The organism is Embleya sp. NPDC025285, assembly GCF_055558835.1.
Map to the genome: position 1 here is coordinate 39,183 of NZ_JBVHLU010000029.1, position 15,651 is coordinate 54,833.

General features: G+C 69.7%; 15 protein-coding genes and 1 tRNA gene. 8 read left to right on the forward strand and 8 right to left on the reverse strand.

Going from position 1 to position 15,651, the window contains the following annotated elements:
- Positions 1 to 36: 36 nt before the first annotated feature.
- Positions 37 to 1,119 (forward strand): D-alanyl-D-alanine carboxypeptidase family protein, encoded by a 1,083-nt coding sequence (locus ACZ4FV_RS21015; RefSeq protein WP_395869926.1) that lies wholly within the window; start codon positions 37 to 39, stop codon positions 1,117 to 1,119.
- A gap of 98 nt (positions 1,120 to 1,217) precedes the next feature.
- Here the strand turns inward: ACZ4FV_RS21015 and ACZ4FV_RS21020 are convergent, their stop codons facing one another.
- The 3 genes from ACZ4FV_RS21020 to trpS form a co-directional block, all read right to left on the reverse strand.
- Positions 1,218 to 2,225: a YihY/virulence factor BrkB family protein gene (locus ACZ4FV_RS21020; RefSeq protein ID WP_402230337.1), complete on the reverse strand. Its 1,008-nt coding sequence runs from the start codon at positions 2,223 to 2,225 to the stop codon at positions 1,218 to 1,220.
- Positions 2,226 to 2,300: 75 nt separating this feature from the next.
- Positions 2,301 to 2,843, reverse strand: a complete 543-nt coding sequence (locus tag ACZ4FV_RS21025; protein ID WP_465323057.1) for a 2'-5' RNA ligase family protein — start codon at positions 2,841 to 2,843, stop codon at positions 2,301 to 2,303.
- 10 nt (positions 2,844 to 2,853) lie between these two features.
- Positions 2,854 to 3,882 carry a tryptophan--tRNA ligase gene (gene trpS / locus ACZ4FV_RS21030; protein ID WP_402230339.1) on the reverse strand — a complete coding sequence of 343 codons (1,029 nt, stop codon included), beginning with the start codon at positions 3,880 to 3,882 and terminating at the stop codon, positions 2,854 to 2,856.
- Between the two features lie 595 nt (positions 3,883 to 4,477).
- Here trpS and ACZ4FV_RS21035 point away from each other — a divergent pair.
- Positions 4,478 to 4,723, forward strand: a complete 246-nt coding sequence (locus ACZ4FV_RS21035) for a hypothetical protein (RefSeq protein ID WP_402230341.1) — start codon at positions 4,478 to 4,480, stop codon at positions 4,721 to 4,723.
- Between the two features lie 158 nt (positions 4,724 to 4,881).
- Positions 4,882 to 6,150, forward strand: coding sequence for an ornithine--oxo-acid transaminase (gene rocD / locus ACZ4FV_RS21040; protein WP_395869919.1), 1,269 nt, complete (start codon positions 4,882 to 4,884; stop codon positions 6,148 to 6,150).
- A 149-nt stretch (positions 6,151 to 6,299) separates the two neighbouring features.
- Here rocD and ACZ4FV_RS21045 read toward each other — a convergent pair whose 3' ends face one another.
- From ACZ4FV_RS21045 to ACZ4FV_RS21055, 3 genes are all read right to left on the reverse strand, one after another.
- Positions 6,300 to 7,721, reverse strand: a complete 1,422-nt coding sequence (locus tag ACZ4FV_RS21045) for an ATP-binding protein (protein ID WP_395870013.1) — start codon at positions 7,719 to 7,721, stop codon at positions 6,300 to 6,302.
- 252 nt (positions 7,722 to 7,973) lie between these two features.
- Positions 7,974 to 8,576 carry a TetR/AcrR family transcriptional regulator gene (locus tag ACZ4FV_RS21050; RefSeq protein WP_020554598.1) on the reverse strand — a complete coding sequence of 201 codons (603 nt, stop codon included), beginning with the start codon at positions 8,574 to 8,576 and terminating at the stop codon, positions 7,974 to 7,976.
- Positions 8,577 to 8,634: 58 nt separating this feature from the next.
- The gene (locus ACZ4FV_RS21055; RefSeq protein ID WP_395869917.1) at positions 8,635 to 9,603 is read right to left on the reverse strand and encodes an acyl-CoA desaturase; all 969 of its coding nucleotides are present in this window, start codon (positions 9,601 to 9,603) and stop codon (positions 8,635 to 8,637) included.
- Positions 9,604 to 9,947: 344 nt separating this feature from the next.
- Here ACZ4FV_RS21055 and ACZ4FV_RS21060 point away from each other — a divergent pair.
- The 5 genes from ACZ4FV_RS21060 to pth all read left to right on the forward strand — a co-directional run bounded on the left by ACZ4FV_RS21060 (position 9,948) and on the right by pth (position 14,337).
- Positions 9,948 to 10,020 (forward strand) — tRNA-Gln (locus tag ACZ4FV_RS21060).
- Between the two features lie 172 nt (positions 10,021 to 10,192).
- Positions 10,193 to 11,731, forward strand: coding sequence for a bifunctional UDP-N-acetylglucosamine diphosphorylase/glucosamine-1-phosphate N-acetyltransferase GlmU (gene glmU, locus ACZ4FV_RS21065; RefSeq protein WP_395869915.1), 1,539 nt, complete (start codon positions 10,193 to 10,195; stop codon positions 11,729 to 11,731).
- Entirely contained in the window at positions 11,728 to 12,705 is a 978-nt protein-coding gene (locus ACZ4FV_RS21070) for a ribose-phosphate diphosphokinase (protein WP_395869913.1), read from the forward strand. Before glmU ends, ACZ4FV_RS21070 begins: the two co-directional genes overlap by 4 nt.
- 411 nt (positions 12,706 to 13,116) lie before the next feature.
- Entirely contained in the window at positions 13,117 to 13,698 is a 582-nt protein-coding gene (locus ACZ4FV_RS21075) for a 50S ribosomal protein L25/general stress protein Ctc (protein ID WP_395869911.1), read from the forward strand.
- A gap of 42 nt (positions 13,699 to 13,740) precedes the next feature.
- Positions 13,741 to 14,337 carry an aminoacyl-tRNA hydrolase gene (pth, locus tag ACZ4FV_RS21080; RefSeq protein WP_395869909.1) on the forward strand — a complete coding sequence of 199 codons (597 nt, stop codon included), beginning with the start codon at positions 13,741 to 13,743 and terminating at the stop codon, positions 14,335 to 14,337.
- A gap of 68 nt (positions 14,338 to 14,405) precedes the next feature.
- Here pth and ACZ4FV_RS21085 read toward each other — a convergent pair whose 3' ends face one another.
- Positions 14,406 to 14,888 (reverse strand): SUKH-3 domain-containing protein, encoded by a 483-nt coding sequence (locus ACZ4FV_RS21085; protein ID WP_395869907.1) that lies wholly within the window; start codon positions 14,886 to 14,888, stop codon positions 14,406 to 14,408.
- A 1-nt stretch (position 14,889) separates the two neighbouring features.
- A complete protein-coding gene (locus ACZ4FV_RS21090; protein ID WP_395869905.1) occupies positions 14,890 to 15,405 on the reverse strand; it encodes a YwqJ-related putative deaminase in 516 nt (171 codons plus the stop codon).
- Between the last annotated feature and the right edge of the window lie 246 nt (positions 15,406 to 15,651).

Here is a 15,651-nt window from a genome sequence, read left to right on the forward strand (position 1 = left end):
GCCGGGCCCACCCCGGAACCACAACCGCCGTCACCGATGTCCGATCTCGGCGGCCCGAGGCTGGCCCAGCCGGGCGTACAGAGCGACCTGCCGCCGGGCGCACCCCCGTTGCCCGCCGTCGAGGGCTGGGCGTGGGTGGTCGCGGACGCGGACAGCGGCAAGATCCTGGCGGCGAAGAACCCGCACTGGAAACTGCCGCCGGCCAGCACGCTCAAGATGTTGTTCGCCGACACCGTGTTGCCCAAGATCGACCGCAACACCACCTACCAGGTGACGCCCGCCGACCTGCGCAACCTCGGCGAGGGCAGCAGCCTGGTCGGGATAAAGGAGAACGAGACCTACAAGGTCGAGGACCTGTGGCGCGGCGTGTTCCTGCGTTCGGGCAACGACGCGGTGCGCGTGTTGTGCGCGATGAACGGCGGCGTGCCCGCGACGGTGCAGCAGATGAACGAGCGGGCCAAGCAACTCCAGGCGGGCGACACCAATGTGGTCTCGCCGGACGGCTACGACGCACCCGGGCAGGTCTCCAGCGCGTACGACCTCGCGCTGTTCGCCCGCGAGGGGCTCAAGAACAACGACTTCCGCTCCTACGCGAGCACCAGGGTCGCCGACTTCCCGGGCGTGGCGGGGGCCAAGTTCCAGATCCAGAACACCAATACGATGCTCGGCCAGTATCCCGGCATGATCGGCGTCAAGAACGGCTACACCACCAACGCCGGCAACACGTTCGTCGGCGGTGCGCAGCGCGGTGGGAAAACCCTGCTGGTGAGCCTCATGCACGTCGAGGGCAAGGGCAAGACCTACGAGGACACCGGCAAGTTGCTCGACTGGGGCTTCGCCGCGCTGGCCCAGGCGAAGCCGATCGGCGCGCTGGTCGACCCGTTGTCGAGTCCGGGCGACAAGGGTGACAAGAAGGACAAGGGCTCGAAGCCGACCGATGCCAAGGCGGGCGATGCCAAGACCACGCAGGCGGCGTCCTCGTCGGACGACGGCGGATTCGCCTGGGGGCTGTGGGCGGGCATAGGGGTGCCGGCGGCCCTCGTGCTGGGCGGCGGCGTGTTGTTCGCCCTTCGGCGGCGCGAGGGGGATTCGGGCGTTCGGTTCGAGAATTTGCCGTAGGTGTCGGTGGGCTCGGATCGGCCTCGAACGCCGGCCCGGCTGATGGTGCTCGGCCCGGGACGGGTGGCCCCGAGCGTCGGCCGGGCCGGGCGGTGGGTTCAGGGGCGCTTTCGGGTGAAGCGCTCCAGCAGGATGCCGAGTGCGGCGGTGCCGGCGATCGCGAGCCCGTAGGTGCGGGCCGGGTGCGCGTGCTTCCCGCCGTAGCGGGTCAGTTCCAACGGCGGTTCGGCCGCGGCCTTCTCGGCGGCGGCCTCGGCGTTCTCCTCGACCTCCGCGGCCTCTTGCGCGTTGGCCGTCCACGCCGCGCAGAACAGCAGCAGCCGGGTCACGAAGTAGATCCACAGGAGCAGCGCGACCGGCACCCCGAACGCTCCGTACGCGCTCTTGCCCGCGACGCCCGCGATGTACGAGGACACCAGCAGCTTCAACAGTTCGAAGCCGATCGCGCCGATCAGCGCGCCCTTGAGCGCGACCGACCGGCCCATGGTCAGCCGGGGCATGCCGACCAGCAGGTACACGAACAGCACCACACTCGCGCCGACCGCGACCGCGAACGCGGCGATCTGGAGCAGGATCCGGCCGACCGGCTGGTGTTCGAGCCCGATCGAGTCGGAGACCTCCCGGATCACGATGGTCGCGAACGTGGACGCGCCCACCGACAGCGCGAGTGCCAGCCCCAAACCGATCAGCACACCCACGTCGGCGATCTTGCGCACGACCGCGTTGCCGGGTTCCTCGTCCATGTCCCAGAGCGCCCGGATGGACGAGCGGGTCGCGTCCACCCACCCGGTCCCCGACACGAGCAGCACCGCGCCGCCGATCGCCCCGACCGCGCCGGCGTTGCGCACCAGTGCGTCCAGGTCGAGCTTGTCCGCGATGCCGGGGATCTGCTCGGAGATCTTGTTCTGCATGCGCTGGACCTGGGACGGGTCGAGCGCGGCGGCCACCACCGCCGCCGCCAGCGTGATCAGCGGGAACAGCGACAGGAACCCGTAGTAGGTCACCGCCGCGGCCAGCCGATTGCCCTGCCGATCGCCATAACGCGAATACGCCCGCCAGGTGGGGCCGATGACCGGGATCCGGCCGAGTCGTTCCTTGATCGCCACGGCTGACTGCTGCCCAACCGACGCCCGGCCCACACGCGACTCCACTCTGTGACGTCCCGCGTGGCCGAGACGGCGTCACACGGGCAGGGGTCCTGGCAACGATTGGCCGAACGCGAAGTCACGTTGCGGGCGCCACACCCCGTCGGCGCCGTGCTCGTACAGGCTGAAGCCCCAGATCGGGAAGACCGCGTCGTAGTCGACGAGTTCCGCGAAGGCCAGGTCGAGCATATGGTCCGGCAGGTGGTGCGCGACGGTCACGTGCGGGTGGTACGGGAAGTGCAACTCGCGTTCCAGCGGCCCGGACCGCACCGCCGCCTCGATCCGCTCGCACTCCGGGATGCCGCGCGCGACCTGCACGAACACCACCGGCGAGGTGGGTCGGAACGTACCGGTGCTGCGCAGGTGTATGTCGAACGGGGCCTCGCCGGCGGCGACCGCGCGTAGATGTTCCTCGACCTCGGCCATCGCCGCGTCGGCCACCTCGGTGGGCGGCAGGAGGGTCACGTGGGTCGGGATGGCGTTCGCCAGCGGATCTCCGAACCCGGCGCGGCGAGCCTGGAGCTCACTGCCGTAGGGCTCGGGGATCGCGATCGATACCCCGATGGTGCGCTTCGCCATGTGTTGCGCCTCAGACTCCCATCCGGCCGGTCACCGGAGGCAGGAAGCCGACACGGTCGTAGGTTTTGGCCAGCGTCTCGGACGCCACCGCGCGGGCCTTCTCCGCACCTCGCGCGAGCAGCACGTCCAACTCGCCCGGGTCGTCCAGGTACGTGCGCACACGCTCCTGGAAGGGCGTCACGAACTCGACGAGCACCTCGGCCACCTCCTTCTTCAGGTCGCCGTAGCCCCTGCCCGCGAATCGCTCCTCCAACGCGGCGATCGCGGTGCCGGACAGCGCCGAGTGGATGGTGAGCAGGTTGGACACGCCCGGCTTGTCGGTCTCGTCGAAGCGCACCTCGGTGCCGGTGTCGGTGACCGCGCTGCGGATCTTCTTGGCGCTGACCTTGGGGTCGTCGAGCAGATTGACGATGCCCTTGGGCGCCGAGGCCGACTTGCTCATCTTGATCGTCGGGTCCTGGAGGTCGACGATCTTGGCCGTTTCCTTGACGATGAACGGCTTGGGGATGACATACGTCTCCCCGAAGGTCGTGTTGAAGCGCTGCGCGACGTCGCGGGTCAGCTCCAGGTGCTGGCGCTGGTCCTCGCCGACCGGGACCGCGTCCGCCTGGTAGAGCAGGATGTCCGCGACCTGGAGCACCGGGTAGGTGAACAGGCCGACCGTGGTGCGGTCGTTGCCCTGCTTCGCGGACTTGTCCTTGAACTGGGTCATCCGCGCGGCCTCGCCGAAGCCGGTCACGCAGTTCATGATCCAGGCGAGCTGCGCGTGCTCGGGCACGTGGCTCTGCACGAACAGCGTGCAGCGCTCGGCGTCGAGGCCGGCCGCGAGCAGTTGTGCGGCCGAGACCCGGGTGCGCTCGCGCAACTCCTTCGGGTCCTGCGGAACCGTGATCGCGTGCAGGTCGACCACGCAGTAGAAGGCATCGTGGCTGTCCTGGAGCGGCACCCACTGGCGGATCGCACCCAGGTAGTTGCCCAGGTGGAACGAATCCGCGGTGGGCTGGATTCCGGACAGAACACGGGGACGCGTCGATGCCATGACGTCATTCTCTCAGGCGCGTGAGGCGGATCCGGTCAGGGGAGCCACGCGACCCCCGCGCCGGGCGCACAACAAAGCGCACGGGCGCCCCGGGAAACACGCAACGATCGTGCGGGGGTGGACAACACAGGCGCCTTTACTCGCCCTTCGGGCGCGACCTAGGCTGTGCAGGGCCGATACAGAGGGTCGTCGACCGCACATCCACGGTGACGATCGGTGCGGCTCTCGGCCTGCCGCCAAGCACCGGCCTGCCGTCCTGCACGGCTACACCAACGGCACGGCACATCGACGTGGGTCGCGGAGATCCCGCGCCCACGTGTGCCGCCGCCGTCCGCGAGAAGGGGATATCGCGTGCGCCTCACCTCGTGCTGCGGTCGATCGGACCGTTCCGTCCTGCGGTCCGAGCGCATCCGGAGTCGAGCGGAGCCGACTGCCCCGGCAGCGCCGCCGAGGGTTCGTCGCGCCGCGCGCCGCGGAGCTGCGGCACTGCGTGATGTGCCCGCCGGTGTTCTTGGACGCACGCACGGGCGCGGGGGCGGTTCGGGGCTCGGAGGCGCCCTCGGGCACCGAGGCGCTTCGGGGGTCGCGGGAGCTCGTGGGCGCGTCGGAGGTGATCGCGTCGGACGCATGGGTGCCCGCGGGTGAGACCGGGTTCGCGGCGCGGACCACGACCGCGATGGGTCGGTGGGAGCGGTTGCGCGGGACGCTGATCGCGCTGGGGCATCGGGTCAGCCTGGTCGCGGGTCGGGGATTCCGTACGGTCGAACTGGACATGTCGGCATTCGCGGCCCATGGGGCGAGCGTGCGCAGTTGCGTGCCGGAGTTGCGCGCCGGCCGTTGATCACCCGTGCTCGCGGGGTATTCCGTATGTACCTGCCCGGGCATGTTTTCCACATCTTGCGGTCGTTGCGTGATTTCTTCGTCTTCGTACCGTTCTTCGTCGTCGTATCGAGCCCCCACCGTTTCGCGTACCGATCTCCACCGTTGCGAAAGGACGTCATGAGCACGCAGCACTCGCCCGTCCCCACCTCCGAGAACAAGGCCGGTGTCGGCCGCCCGGTCGGCCCCGGGGCCGAGAGCACTCGACTGATCGAGCTGGCCGCGGACTTCAGCGCGCACAACTACCACCCGTTGCCGATCGTGATCGCCGAGGCGCACGGTGCGTGGATGACCGATGTCGAGGGGCGGCGCTACCTGGACATGCTGGCCGGGTATTCCGCGCTCAACTTCGGACACGGCAACGCGCGGCTGATCGACGCGGCCAAGCGGCAGTTGGATCGGGTCACGCTCACCAGCCGGGCGTTTCACAACGACCGGTTCGCCCCGTTCTGCGAGCAGCTCGCGCAGCTTGCCGGCATGGAGATGGTGCTGGTGATGAACACCGGCGCGGAGGCGGTCGAGACCGCGGTCAAGACCGCGCGCAAGTGGGGTTACGAGGTCAAGGGCGTACCGGACGGGCAGGCCAGGATCGTCGTCGCGGCCGGCAACTTCCACGGCCGCACCACCACGATCGTGAGCTTCTCCACGGACGAGGAGGCACGCCGGCACTTCGGCCCGTACACCCCGGGCTTCGACGTGGTGCCCTACGGCGACGCGCAGGCGCTGCGCGCGGCGATCACCGAGGACACGGTGGCGGTGCTGATCGAGCCGATCCAGGGCGAGGCGGGCGTGCTGGTCCCGCCGCCCGGCTACCTGGCCGAGGTGCGGCGGGTCACCCGGGAGCGCGACGTGCTGTTCATCGCGGACGAGATCCAGTCCGGCCTCGGGCGCACCGGCCGCACCTTCGCGTGCGAGCACGAGGGTGTGGTGCCGGACATGTACGTCCTGGGCAAGGCGCTCGGCGGCGGCATCGTGCCGATCTCGGCCGTGGTGTCCTCGCGCGCGGTGCTCGGGGTCTTCGCGCCGGGCGAGCACGGGTCGACCTTCGGCGGGAATCCGCTGGCCTGCGCGGTGGGCCTGGAGGTGCTGGAGATCCTGCGCTCGGGCGAGTTCCAGCAGCGCTCCGCCGACCTCGGCGACCATCTGCACCGCGAACTCGGCGCGTTGCTCGGCCACTCGGTGGTCGCCGTGCGCGGTCGCGGCCTGTGGGCGGGCGTCGACATCGACCCGGCCTTCGGCACCGCACACGAGGTCTCCGAGGCCCTGATGGCCCGGGGGGTGCTGGTCAAGGACACCCACGGCCAGACGATCCGCGTCGCCCCGCCCCTGGTCATCTCCAAGGACGACCTGGAGTGGTCCCTGGACCAACTGAGGGCGGTGCTGGGCTAGCCCGGGGCTCGGGTGGGGACGGTCGCGCAGTCGAGGCATTCGCGGCCGTCCGTCCCACGAACGCGGTCGTCTCGGGACGGCAGGGCGTGGGCGCCTACGGGGCCGCCGTTCAAAAGCACCGCCACGCGGAGACCGAACGGTTCCGCGATTCACTCGGCCCGCCAAGCCCCCAGTAGTTCGGCGGGCCCGAACGTCGCCTGGAGCCCGGAGCAATCGACACCGCTTCGGGAGACGCCGACCAGGGGGATCGACTCGTCGGTGAGCGCCGCTCGGTGTTTGTGCAGCGAGGCCAGGTCGTGGGCGTCGAAGGGGGACGATTCAAGCCACTTGATCGACCCCAGGAACAGCAACCGCTTGGCCACAGGCTGCCGGTCGGCTCCCACCAGGTCGATCTCGACGTCGTTGCTTCGGGTCCAATAACCGCCGATGGCGGGCGCGGCGGGCAGGTCGCCGGCGGGCAGGATCCGGGCCAAGGCCCCTCGGATCAATGGCTCGACGGCGCGTCCTCGCCAACTGGTCCACCCGCCCCTGATCCGAGCCAGCGTGAGATCGCCGCGCATCCGCTCGATCTCCGGCATGTGCGGGTCGAGGAAGGCCAGCCAGAAACGCAGGTATGGATCCGCCACGCGATAGCGGCGCTCCTTCGAGGGACGCAACGAGAGGGGCAGTTCGGTTGCCACGACCCGCTTGTCGACCAGCAGATCCGCCGCCCTGCTCAGGGTGCTGTGCGCGAGCCCGCCGGCGGCGCGCGCGATGTTGGTGAAGGTGCGCTCGCCTGCGCCGATCGCGCGCAGCACCTCCCGGCCCATTGCCTGCGGTGGGAACTCCGCGGCGAGTGAGCGCTCGGCCGAGACCAGGAGAGCGGAGATCGGATTCTCCAACGCCGCCCCCAGGAACTCCCACATCGAAGCCCCCGGCCGCCACTCACGACAGATCAACGGCAGCCCGCCGGTGATCAGTGCGGCGTCGAACGCGTCGGCGGGTGCCAGGTCCAGCATCTCGCCGAGGTCGGCAGGGTTCAGCGGGCCGACGACCATCTCGCGTCCCCGCTGGTGGAACGGGCGCTCGTAGCTGTTGAGCGCCTGCATCATCGACAGATCGGACCCCACCAAGAGCAACAGGACCGGCTTGCGGCAGAGCAAGCGGTCCCAGGCGCGCTGGAGCATGCCCTCGAAGGCCTCGATCCGTTCCATCAGGTATGGCACCTCGTCGATCACCACGACACTCGGCGCGTCATCGGGCAGGATCTCCGCCAGGAGGCGGAAGGCCGCGTTCCACTGGCTCGGAGCCTCCTCCGCGAAGAGTGAGTGATCCGGCAGGGTGGATTGGTTCATCGCGTCGAGGAGCTCCGCCAGCTCGTCCTCGGCCGAGCCGCCACCCGCGGTGAAGAACAGATGGGGGACCGCCGCCTGCCGGAGGAACTCCTCGACCAGGGTGGACTTGCCCACCCGGCGCCTGCCACGCATGAGCACGCATTGGCCGGGCCGTGCCGAGCCGACGGCCTCGTGGACTTCCCGGAGCGTGGTGCGAAGCGTGCGCAGTTCGCGTTTCCTGCCGATGAAGCGATGCACCAGGAGTCCCATCGGGCCGGGCGGTGATGTCGATCCGCCTAATAGTAGCGCAGCAGATACTATCGACAGCGATACTATCTGGATTGGAACCATGGTCCGAATCCGGTCGACCGGGGTAGGCCGGCGACCGTGATCCCGGCCGCCGGCCATGCGTGATTCGCGTCGACATGCGGTTCGGAGCGGACCGGCTGATGACGGCCGTGAGGGGCCGGCCCGATGGGCCGGCCCCTCACGGGTTCGTCGAGATCGTCCTCACGAGCTGCGGCGGCCGACCAGTCTCGGCTTCGGTTCGATGCCGGAGAGGCCGTTCCAGGCCAGGTTGACCAGGTGCGCGGCCACGTCGGCCTTCTTCGGCCGGCGGACGTCGAGCCACCACTGGCCGGTCAGGGCGACCATGCCGACCAGCATCTGGGCGTACATGGGCGCGAGCTTCGGGTCGTAGCCGCGCGACTTGAACTCCAGGCCGAGTACGTCCTCGACCTGCGAGGCGATGTCGCTGATCAGCGACGCGAACGTGCCGGTGGACTGGGCCACCGGCGAGTCCCGGACCAGGATCCGGAAGCCGTCCGTGTTCTGGTCGATGTAGTCGAGGAGCGCGAAGGCGGCCTGTTCCAGCAGTTCCCTGGGGTGCCCGCCGGTCAGCGCGCTCGTCACCATGTCCAACAATGCGCTGGTCTCGCGGTCCACGACGACCGCGTACAGGCCTTCCTTGCCCCCGAAGTGTTCGTAGACCACCGGCTTCGAGACGCCCGCCTTGTGGGCGATCTCCTCGACACTCGTCGCGTCGTAGCCACGCTCCGCGAACAGTGTTCGACCGATGTCGATCAACTGCTCCCGACGCTCTTTCCCGGTCATGCGCACACGACCGCCGCCGCGCGGTGCACTCCGCCTGCTGCTCTCGGTCACTGCCCCATCATGCCGCGCGGCGTGCCGCGACCCGTTCCCGGTCCGGCCAACGCACGTCCCAGACCCAGCCGAGCTTCTCCATCCAGCGGATCGCCCGGGCGCTGCTGTCGAGCTGGCCACGCAGTACGCCGTGCCGTGCGCTGGTCTGATCCGCGTGGTGCAGGTTGTGCCAGGACTCGCCCATCGAGGGGATCGCCAGCCACCACACGTTGCCCGAGCGGTCGCGCGATTTGAACGGGTGGTCGCCGACCGCGTGGCAGATCGAGTTGATCGACCAGGTCACGTGGTGCAGCAGCCCGACCCGGACCAGCCCGGCCCAGAAGAACGCGGTCACCGCGCCCTGCCACGACCACGCCCACAGGCCGCCGACCAGCGCCGGAGCCGCCAGGGACACGGCGACCCAGAGCGGGAACTGGCGGGAGACGCGAATCATGTCGCGGTCCTTGAGCAGGTCGGGCGCGTACTTCTCCTGCGAGGTCTGCTCGACGTCGAACAGCCACCCCATGTGCGCCCACCACAGGCCCTTGGCCAGCGCGCCGACGCTGGTGCCGTAGCGCCACGGCGAGTGCGGGTCGCCCTCCTTGTCGGAGAACTTGTGGTGCTTGCGGTGGTCGGCGACCCACCGCACCAACGGACCCTGCACGGCCATGTTGCCCGCGATCGCGAGCGCGATCCGGACCGGGCGCTTGGCCTTGAACGACCCGTGGGTGAAGTAGCGGTGGAACCCGATGGTGATCCCGTGGCCGGTGATGGCGTACATCACCACGCCGATCACCACGTCGTGCCAGGACAGCCCCCAACCCCATGCCGCCGGCACCGCTGCCACCAACGCGAGGAACGGGATGCCGATGAAGAGCGCCAGTGCGATCTGTTCGGCGACGTGCTTGCGCTCACCGCCGAGCGTGCCGCGCGGGGCCGCGTCGTCGGCGGGCTTCCGTTCGGCTTCGAGCACGCTGGTGCCGGGGGAAGGGGTCATAGGGATTCCCTCAGGTCGGGGACAGGCGATGCTACGGCGACGTAACCTACGGAGCCGTAAGTTCCGCCAGTATGGCAGGTCATGAGCGGAAAGTGAGGTGTCCGCACAGCCTCCGATTTTTCCGGGCACCTTGGTCAAAACCCTTGTGTCGGACGGCTTCCCGGCCCGGTCGGGAGCATGCGCGATGCGTCCGGCGGGCTTTTCGGGACCGCCCCGCGGCCGGCTTCCGCGAGGTTCGATGGGGTCGGCGGGGGGTTATTCGCGCACGAAGCGTCGAGGGGCCGGCATAGTAGGTGCCGTGAAAACGGGATGAGCCCGCCTGCCAAGCGGAATGCCCGATTCATTCCGCTATGGTGTAACTCGGCAGCACACGGGGTTTTGGTCCCCATGGTCCAGGTTCAAATCCTGGTAGCGGAGCCTTTCGGCAGTGCCGACCGCAGCGGCGCGTGGAGCCTTCTCCCGACGGCGCTATCCTCGTAGGGCCCGGTTTGTTCGGCTCGGCTTCGTCGTGCCGTCATTTCGTTTCTCCGGAGTCGGCCTCCGGAGTCGTCGGGCATCCCCCGCCAGCGATGCCGAGGAGCCTTGCTCTGTGAGCCCCATCCGCCCGGCTGCCGTCGTCGTACTTGCTGCGGGTGAGGGCACCCGCATGCGCTCCAAGACCACCCCGAAGGTGTTGCACGCCCTGGCCGGTAGGGCCATGGTCGGGCACGTGGTCGAGGCCGCGCGACGGCTGGATCCCGAAGACCTGATCGTCGTCGTCGGCCACGGTCGCGACCAGGTCGCGAGCTATCTGTCCGAGCTGGACCCGGCCGCCCGGGTGGTCGTCCAGGAACAGCAGAACGGCACCGGCCACGCCGTCCGCGTCGCCTTGGACGGGCTCGCCGAGTCCGGCCGGGAGCCGGACGGAGTGGTCCTGGTCACGTGCGGGGACACCCCGCTGCTCACCTCGGACAGCCTGGCCGCGATGGTCCACACGCACGAGAGCGAGGGCAACGCGGTCACCGTGCTCTCCGCCGTCGTGCCGGATCCGGCGGGCTACGGCCGGATCGTCCGGGAGAACACGCCCGACGGGCGCGGCGCCGTCACCGCGATCGTCGAGCACAAGGACGCCTCCGCCGCCCAGCGCGCGATCGCCGAGATCAACTCCGGCGTGTACGCGTTCGACGGCAAGCTGCTGCGCGAGGCGCTCGGCCGGATCACCCCGCACAACAGCCAGGGCGAGGAGTACCTCACCGACACCCTGCACGTGCTGCGCGAGGCCGGACACCGGGTGGGCGCCGCGGCCGCGGTGGACCACCGGGAGATCCTGGGCGTCAACGACCGGGTGCAGCTCGCCGAGGCACGGCGGGTGTTCAACGACCGCCTGCTCGAGGCCGCGATGCGCTCCGGCGTGACCGTGATCGACCCCGCGACCACCTGGGTCGACGTGGACGTCACCTTCGAGCCGGACGCCGTGATCCACCCCAACACCCAGCTGCACGGCGCCACCAGCGTCGCCGCCGAGGCCGTGGTGGGCCCCAACTGCACGCTGCGCGACACCGTCGTCGGCGAGCGGGCCCACGTGTACAACGCCACCACCGAGGGCGCCGAGATCGGCCCCGAGGCGACCGTGGGTCCGTACACCTACCTGCGACCGGGCACCCGGCTCGCGGGCAAGGCCAAGGCCGGCGGTTTCGTGGAGATGAAGAACGCCGTGCTGGGCGAGGGATCCAAGGTGCCGCATCTGACCTACGTCGGGGATGCGACCATCGGAGTGGGTGCCAACATCGGTGCGGCCACGATCTTCGTGAACTACGACGGAGTGAACAAACACCACACGGTGGTCGGGGACCACGTGCGAGTGGGCAGCGACACCATGCTGGTCGCCCCGATCGAGATCGGCGACGGTGCCTACACGGCCGCCGGATCGGTGATCACAGAAGATGTCCCGCCCGGTGTGATGGCGGTGGCGCGGGGGCGCCAGCGCAACATCGACGGGTGGGTCGCACGCAAACGCGCGGGTACGGCCTCGGCGCAGGCCGCCGAACGCGCGCTCGCGTCGAGCCAGGGCGACGCGGGTGACGTGCACACAACGGCCGGGCCGAACGACGGTTCTGCCGAGGCGAATGGCAAGGAGACGGTGCTGTGAGCGGGATCAAGGTGACGCCTGAGCGCAAGCTCATGCTCTTCACGGGCAGGGCCCACCCCGAACTTGCGAAGGAGGTGGCCTCGGAGCTCGGTGCGGATCTCGTTCCCACCAAGGCCTTCGAGTTCGCCAACGGGGAGATCTACGTACGTTTCGAGGATTCCGTACGAGGTGCCGACGCGTTCGTGATCCAGAGCCACACGGCTCCGATCAACACGTGGATCATGGAACAGCTCATCATGATCGACGCGCTCAAGCGGGCCTCCGCCAAGCGCATCACGGTCATCGTGCCGTTCTACGGCTACGCCCGACAGGACAAGAAGCACCGCGGTCGCGAGCCGATCTCGGCCCGACTGATGGCGGACCTGTTCAAGACCGCCGGCGCCGACCGGCTGATGGCCGTGGACCTGCACACCTCGCAGATCCAGGGCTTCTTCGACGGTCCGGTGGACCACCTGTTCGCGCTGCCGCTGCTTGCCGACCACGTCGGCAAGCGGGTGGACCGCGAGCGGCTCACCGTGGTCTCCCCGGACGCCGGCCGCGTGCGGGTGGCCGACCAGTGGACGGACCGCCTCGGCGCGCCGCTGGCGATCATCCACAAGCGTCGCGACCCCAACATCGCCAACGAGGTCACCGTGCACGAGGTGGTCGGTGACGTCGCCGGCCGTACGTGTGTGCTGGTCGACGACATGATCGACACCGGTGGCACGATCTGCGCCGCCGCCGAGGCGCTGTACGAGAACGGCGCCGCCGACGTGATCGTGGCCGCCACCCACGCGGTGCTCTCCGGCCCCGCCGTGGACCGGCTGAAGAACTCGCGGATCAGCGAGGTCATCGTGACCAACTCGCTGCCGATCGAGGAGGAGCGTCAGTTCGACAAGCTGACCGTCCTGTCGATCGCGCCGATGGTCGGCCGGGCGATCCGCGAGGTCTTCGAGGACGGTTCGGTCACCAGCCTCTTCGAGGGCCACGGCTGACCCAGCACGCCGTCGACGGCCGCCCCCGAACGGGTCGTCGAGCCTTGACTCACGTACGCCGCCCGGCCGTTCGGCCGGGCGGCGTACGTGTGCCCACCTGCTTTTCGAGGTATCTTGCGTCGAATGGGGCGCGCGCCATCACTCGTTCGAGTGGCGCTCCCCGCGACCCGATTTCGGGGTGACCGAGAAGAGCGGGTAGGCTAACGGGGTTGCCCGGCGAGGGATGCGCGCTACTTGCTCCGTGATCGACGCGGTAGTTGTGTGTCGTGTACTCCTCCAAGGCTTTTGCAGGGGACCCGGTGCCACTCGGGCACCTACGAACCGACTCCGGCCATCATCGTCCGCAGTCGATCCGCACCATGGGGACCCCGCCCCGCCATCCGCCACCGCGTCGTTCGAGGAGTACCCGTCGTGTCCGAGGTCCGTATCGTCGCCGAGCCGCGTTCCGAGTTCGGCAAGGGTGCCGCCCGTCGCGCCCGTCGCGCGGGTAAGGTGCCGGCCGTCCTCTACGGTCACGGCTCCGCTCCGCTCCACCTTGCGCTTCCGGGCCACGAGCTCATGCTCGCGCTCAAGACCCCCAACGTCCTGTTCTCGCTGGACATCGACGGCAAGGCGCAGCTCGCCCTGCCCAAGGACGTCCAGCGCCACCCGATCAAGCGGCACCTCGAGCACGTCGACCTGCTGATCGTCCAAAAGGGCGAGACGGTCACCGTCGAGGTTCCGGTCAGCACCGTCGGCGAGATCGCCCCGGGCGGCCTGCTCGAGACCGTCGTCCCGGCGCTCCCGGTCGAGGCCGACGCCACCGCCCTCCCCGGCACCATCGAGATCGACGTGACCGGCCTTCAGCCGGGCGCCTCGGTGCACGCCAAGGACATCAAGCTGCCCAAGGGCACCGCGCTCGCGGGCGACCCCGAGGCCGTCATCCTGCACATCCTCACCCCGTCGGCGCCTGAGCCGACCGCCGAGGAGACCGCGGCGGCCGACGAGGCCTGATCCGGTCCGTTGTCGTAGGACGAACGCGGGGACAACAACATCATGAGTGAGTCGCAGGCCCACGCCGGCACGGAGAACAGTCCGTGGTTGGTCGTGGGCCTCGGCAATCCCGGGCCCGAGTACACCGGGAATCGCCACAACGTCGGGTTCATGGTCGTCGATCTGCTCGCCGAGCGGGATCGATCGAAGTTCAAGGCGCACAAGTCGCGCGCGCAGGTGGTGGAGACCAGGATCGGTCCGCACCGGGTGGTGCTGGCCAAGCCGATGTCGTTCATGAACCTGTCCGGCGGTCCGGTGACCGCGCTGCGCGACTTCTACAAGATCCCGGTCGCGAACATCATCGCGGTCCACGACGAGTTGGACGTCGACTTCGGCGTGCTGCGGCTCAAGCGCGGTGGCGGCGACAACGGGCACAACGGTCTGAAGTCGATCACCAAGTCGCTCGGACCCGACTACCTGCGGGTGCGGTTCGGCATCGGTCGTCCGCCCGGGCGGATGGACGTGGCCGCGTTCGTGCTCAAGGACTTCTCCGCGACCGAGCGCAAGGAACTCGCGTTCGAGGTGGACCGGGCGGCCGACGCGTGCGAGGCACTGGTGCGCGAGGGCCTGGAGCGCGCGCAGAATCGGTTCAATACCTGACCCGACGGGTCGCGACGTGCACGAGGGCGGGTCTCCCACGGGGACCCGCCCTCGTGCGTCCGGGCCGGCTACCAGCGGCCGTCGTCGCGGATGCGCACCGGGGCGTGGCCCAGCACCAGTGCGCTGATCGCGCTGTCCATCGACGAGCCGATGAACCACTCGCCGGTGTGGTCCAGGCCGAACACCCGACCGCTCGGGTCGATCGCCAGATAGCCGCTGCCGCCGTCCTCGTCGCCGAGGGGGGCCAACGGGGTGCCCAGCGCGCGGCCCACGTCGGTGAGCGTGCGCGGCAGGTGCAGGCCCCGGGTGGGGTCGATGGTGAACGGCCGGCGCAGCACGTCCTTGCCCGCGCCGCCGATGGCGAAGTGCAGCGTGCCGAACTCGGCCCAGGCCACCAGCGCCGCCGGGAACACGCTGTGCCGGTGCCCGTCGGGTGACTCGTGGTCGCTGATCTGCCGGGCCCACGCCTCGGCCTGGGCCAGCCGGCGCCGGCCCACGGTCCAGCCGGCCCGTTTGAGTTCGTGCACCACGTCGGAGGAGAACCGCGACACGTCAGCCGCTTTCCGTCGAGGCGACGCCGAAGTGCTCGAGCATCGCCGCGCACGACCGACACGGCGGTTGATACGTGTCGTGCTGCGGGTCGCCGTCCTCGCGGATCCGCCGCAGGGTCAACTTGGCCCCCTTGAGCGAGCGCCGCGCCTCCTGCACGGTGAACGGCCGCCGGGCCGCCCGCTTGGTACGCGCCGCCTCGGCCTCGAAGAGGTGCTCGGAGACCAGCTCGACCTCGGGGCAGCGGCCCCGCCAGCGCTCGCGCGACTCGACCGGGAGCGCCGCCAGGAAGTCCCGGACCAGCGGATGCGCCGTCGGCACGGTGTCACCCTTGGCGCCGGCCCGGGTGCGGATGCGCTTGCCGACGAACAGCGCGGCCGCCACGGCCGGGAGGATGCTCTCGCGGGTCCCTCGCGGGCCGCCGCTCTCGCGCGGCTCGAAATCCGCCGGCTCCAGGTCCGGATCCACTTCCGCCGTACGTTCCTTCGCCAGGGTCGTCGTCGGAGTACCCGCGGCCACGTGGCGTTCCCTTCTCGTTCATGTGCTGCTTCGGTCGGCGCTGCCTGTGTCGAGATCTCGATCATGCCGGCGCCGCAATCGGTGACTGTGCGTGTAACAGCGTGCCAAACGTCTCGGTGACCCGTGCAACCGGGACTCCCGCAAGGATCTTCGCAGTTCGGTCCGACCCGCGGATTTCCCGGTTGACCCCCGGCGGAGCGAATCGGGCGCTAGCTTCGTTCGAGTGGGGGTGCCGTGCGGCGGCTG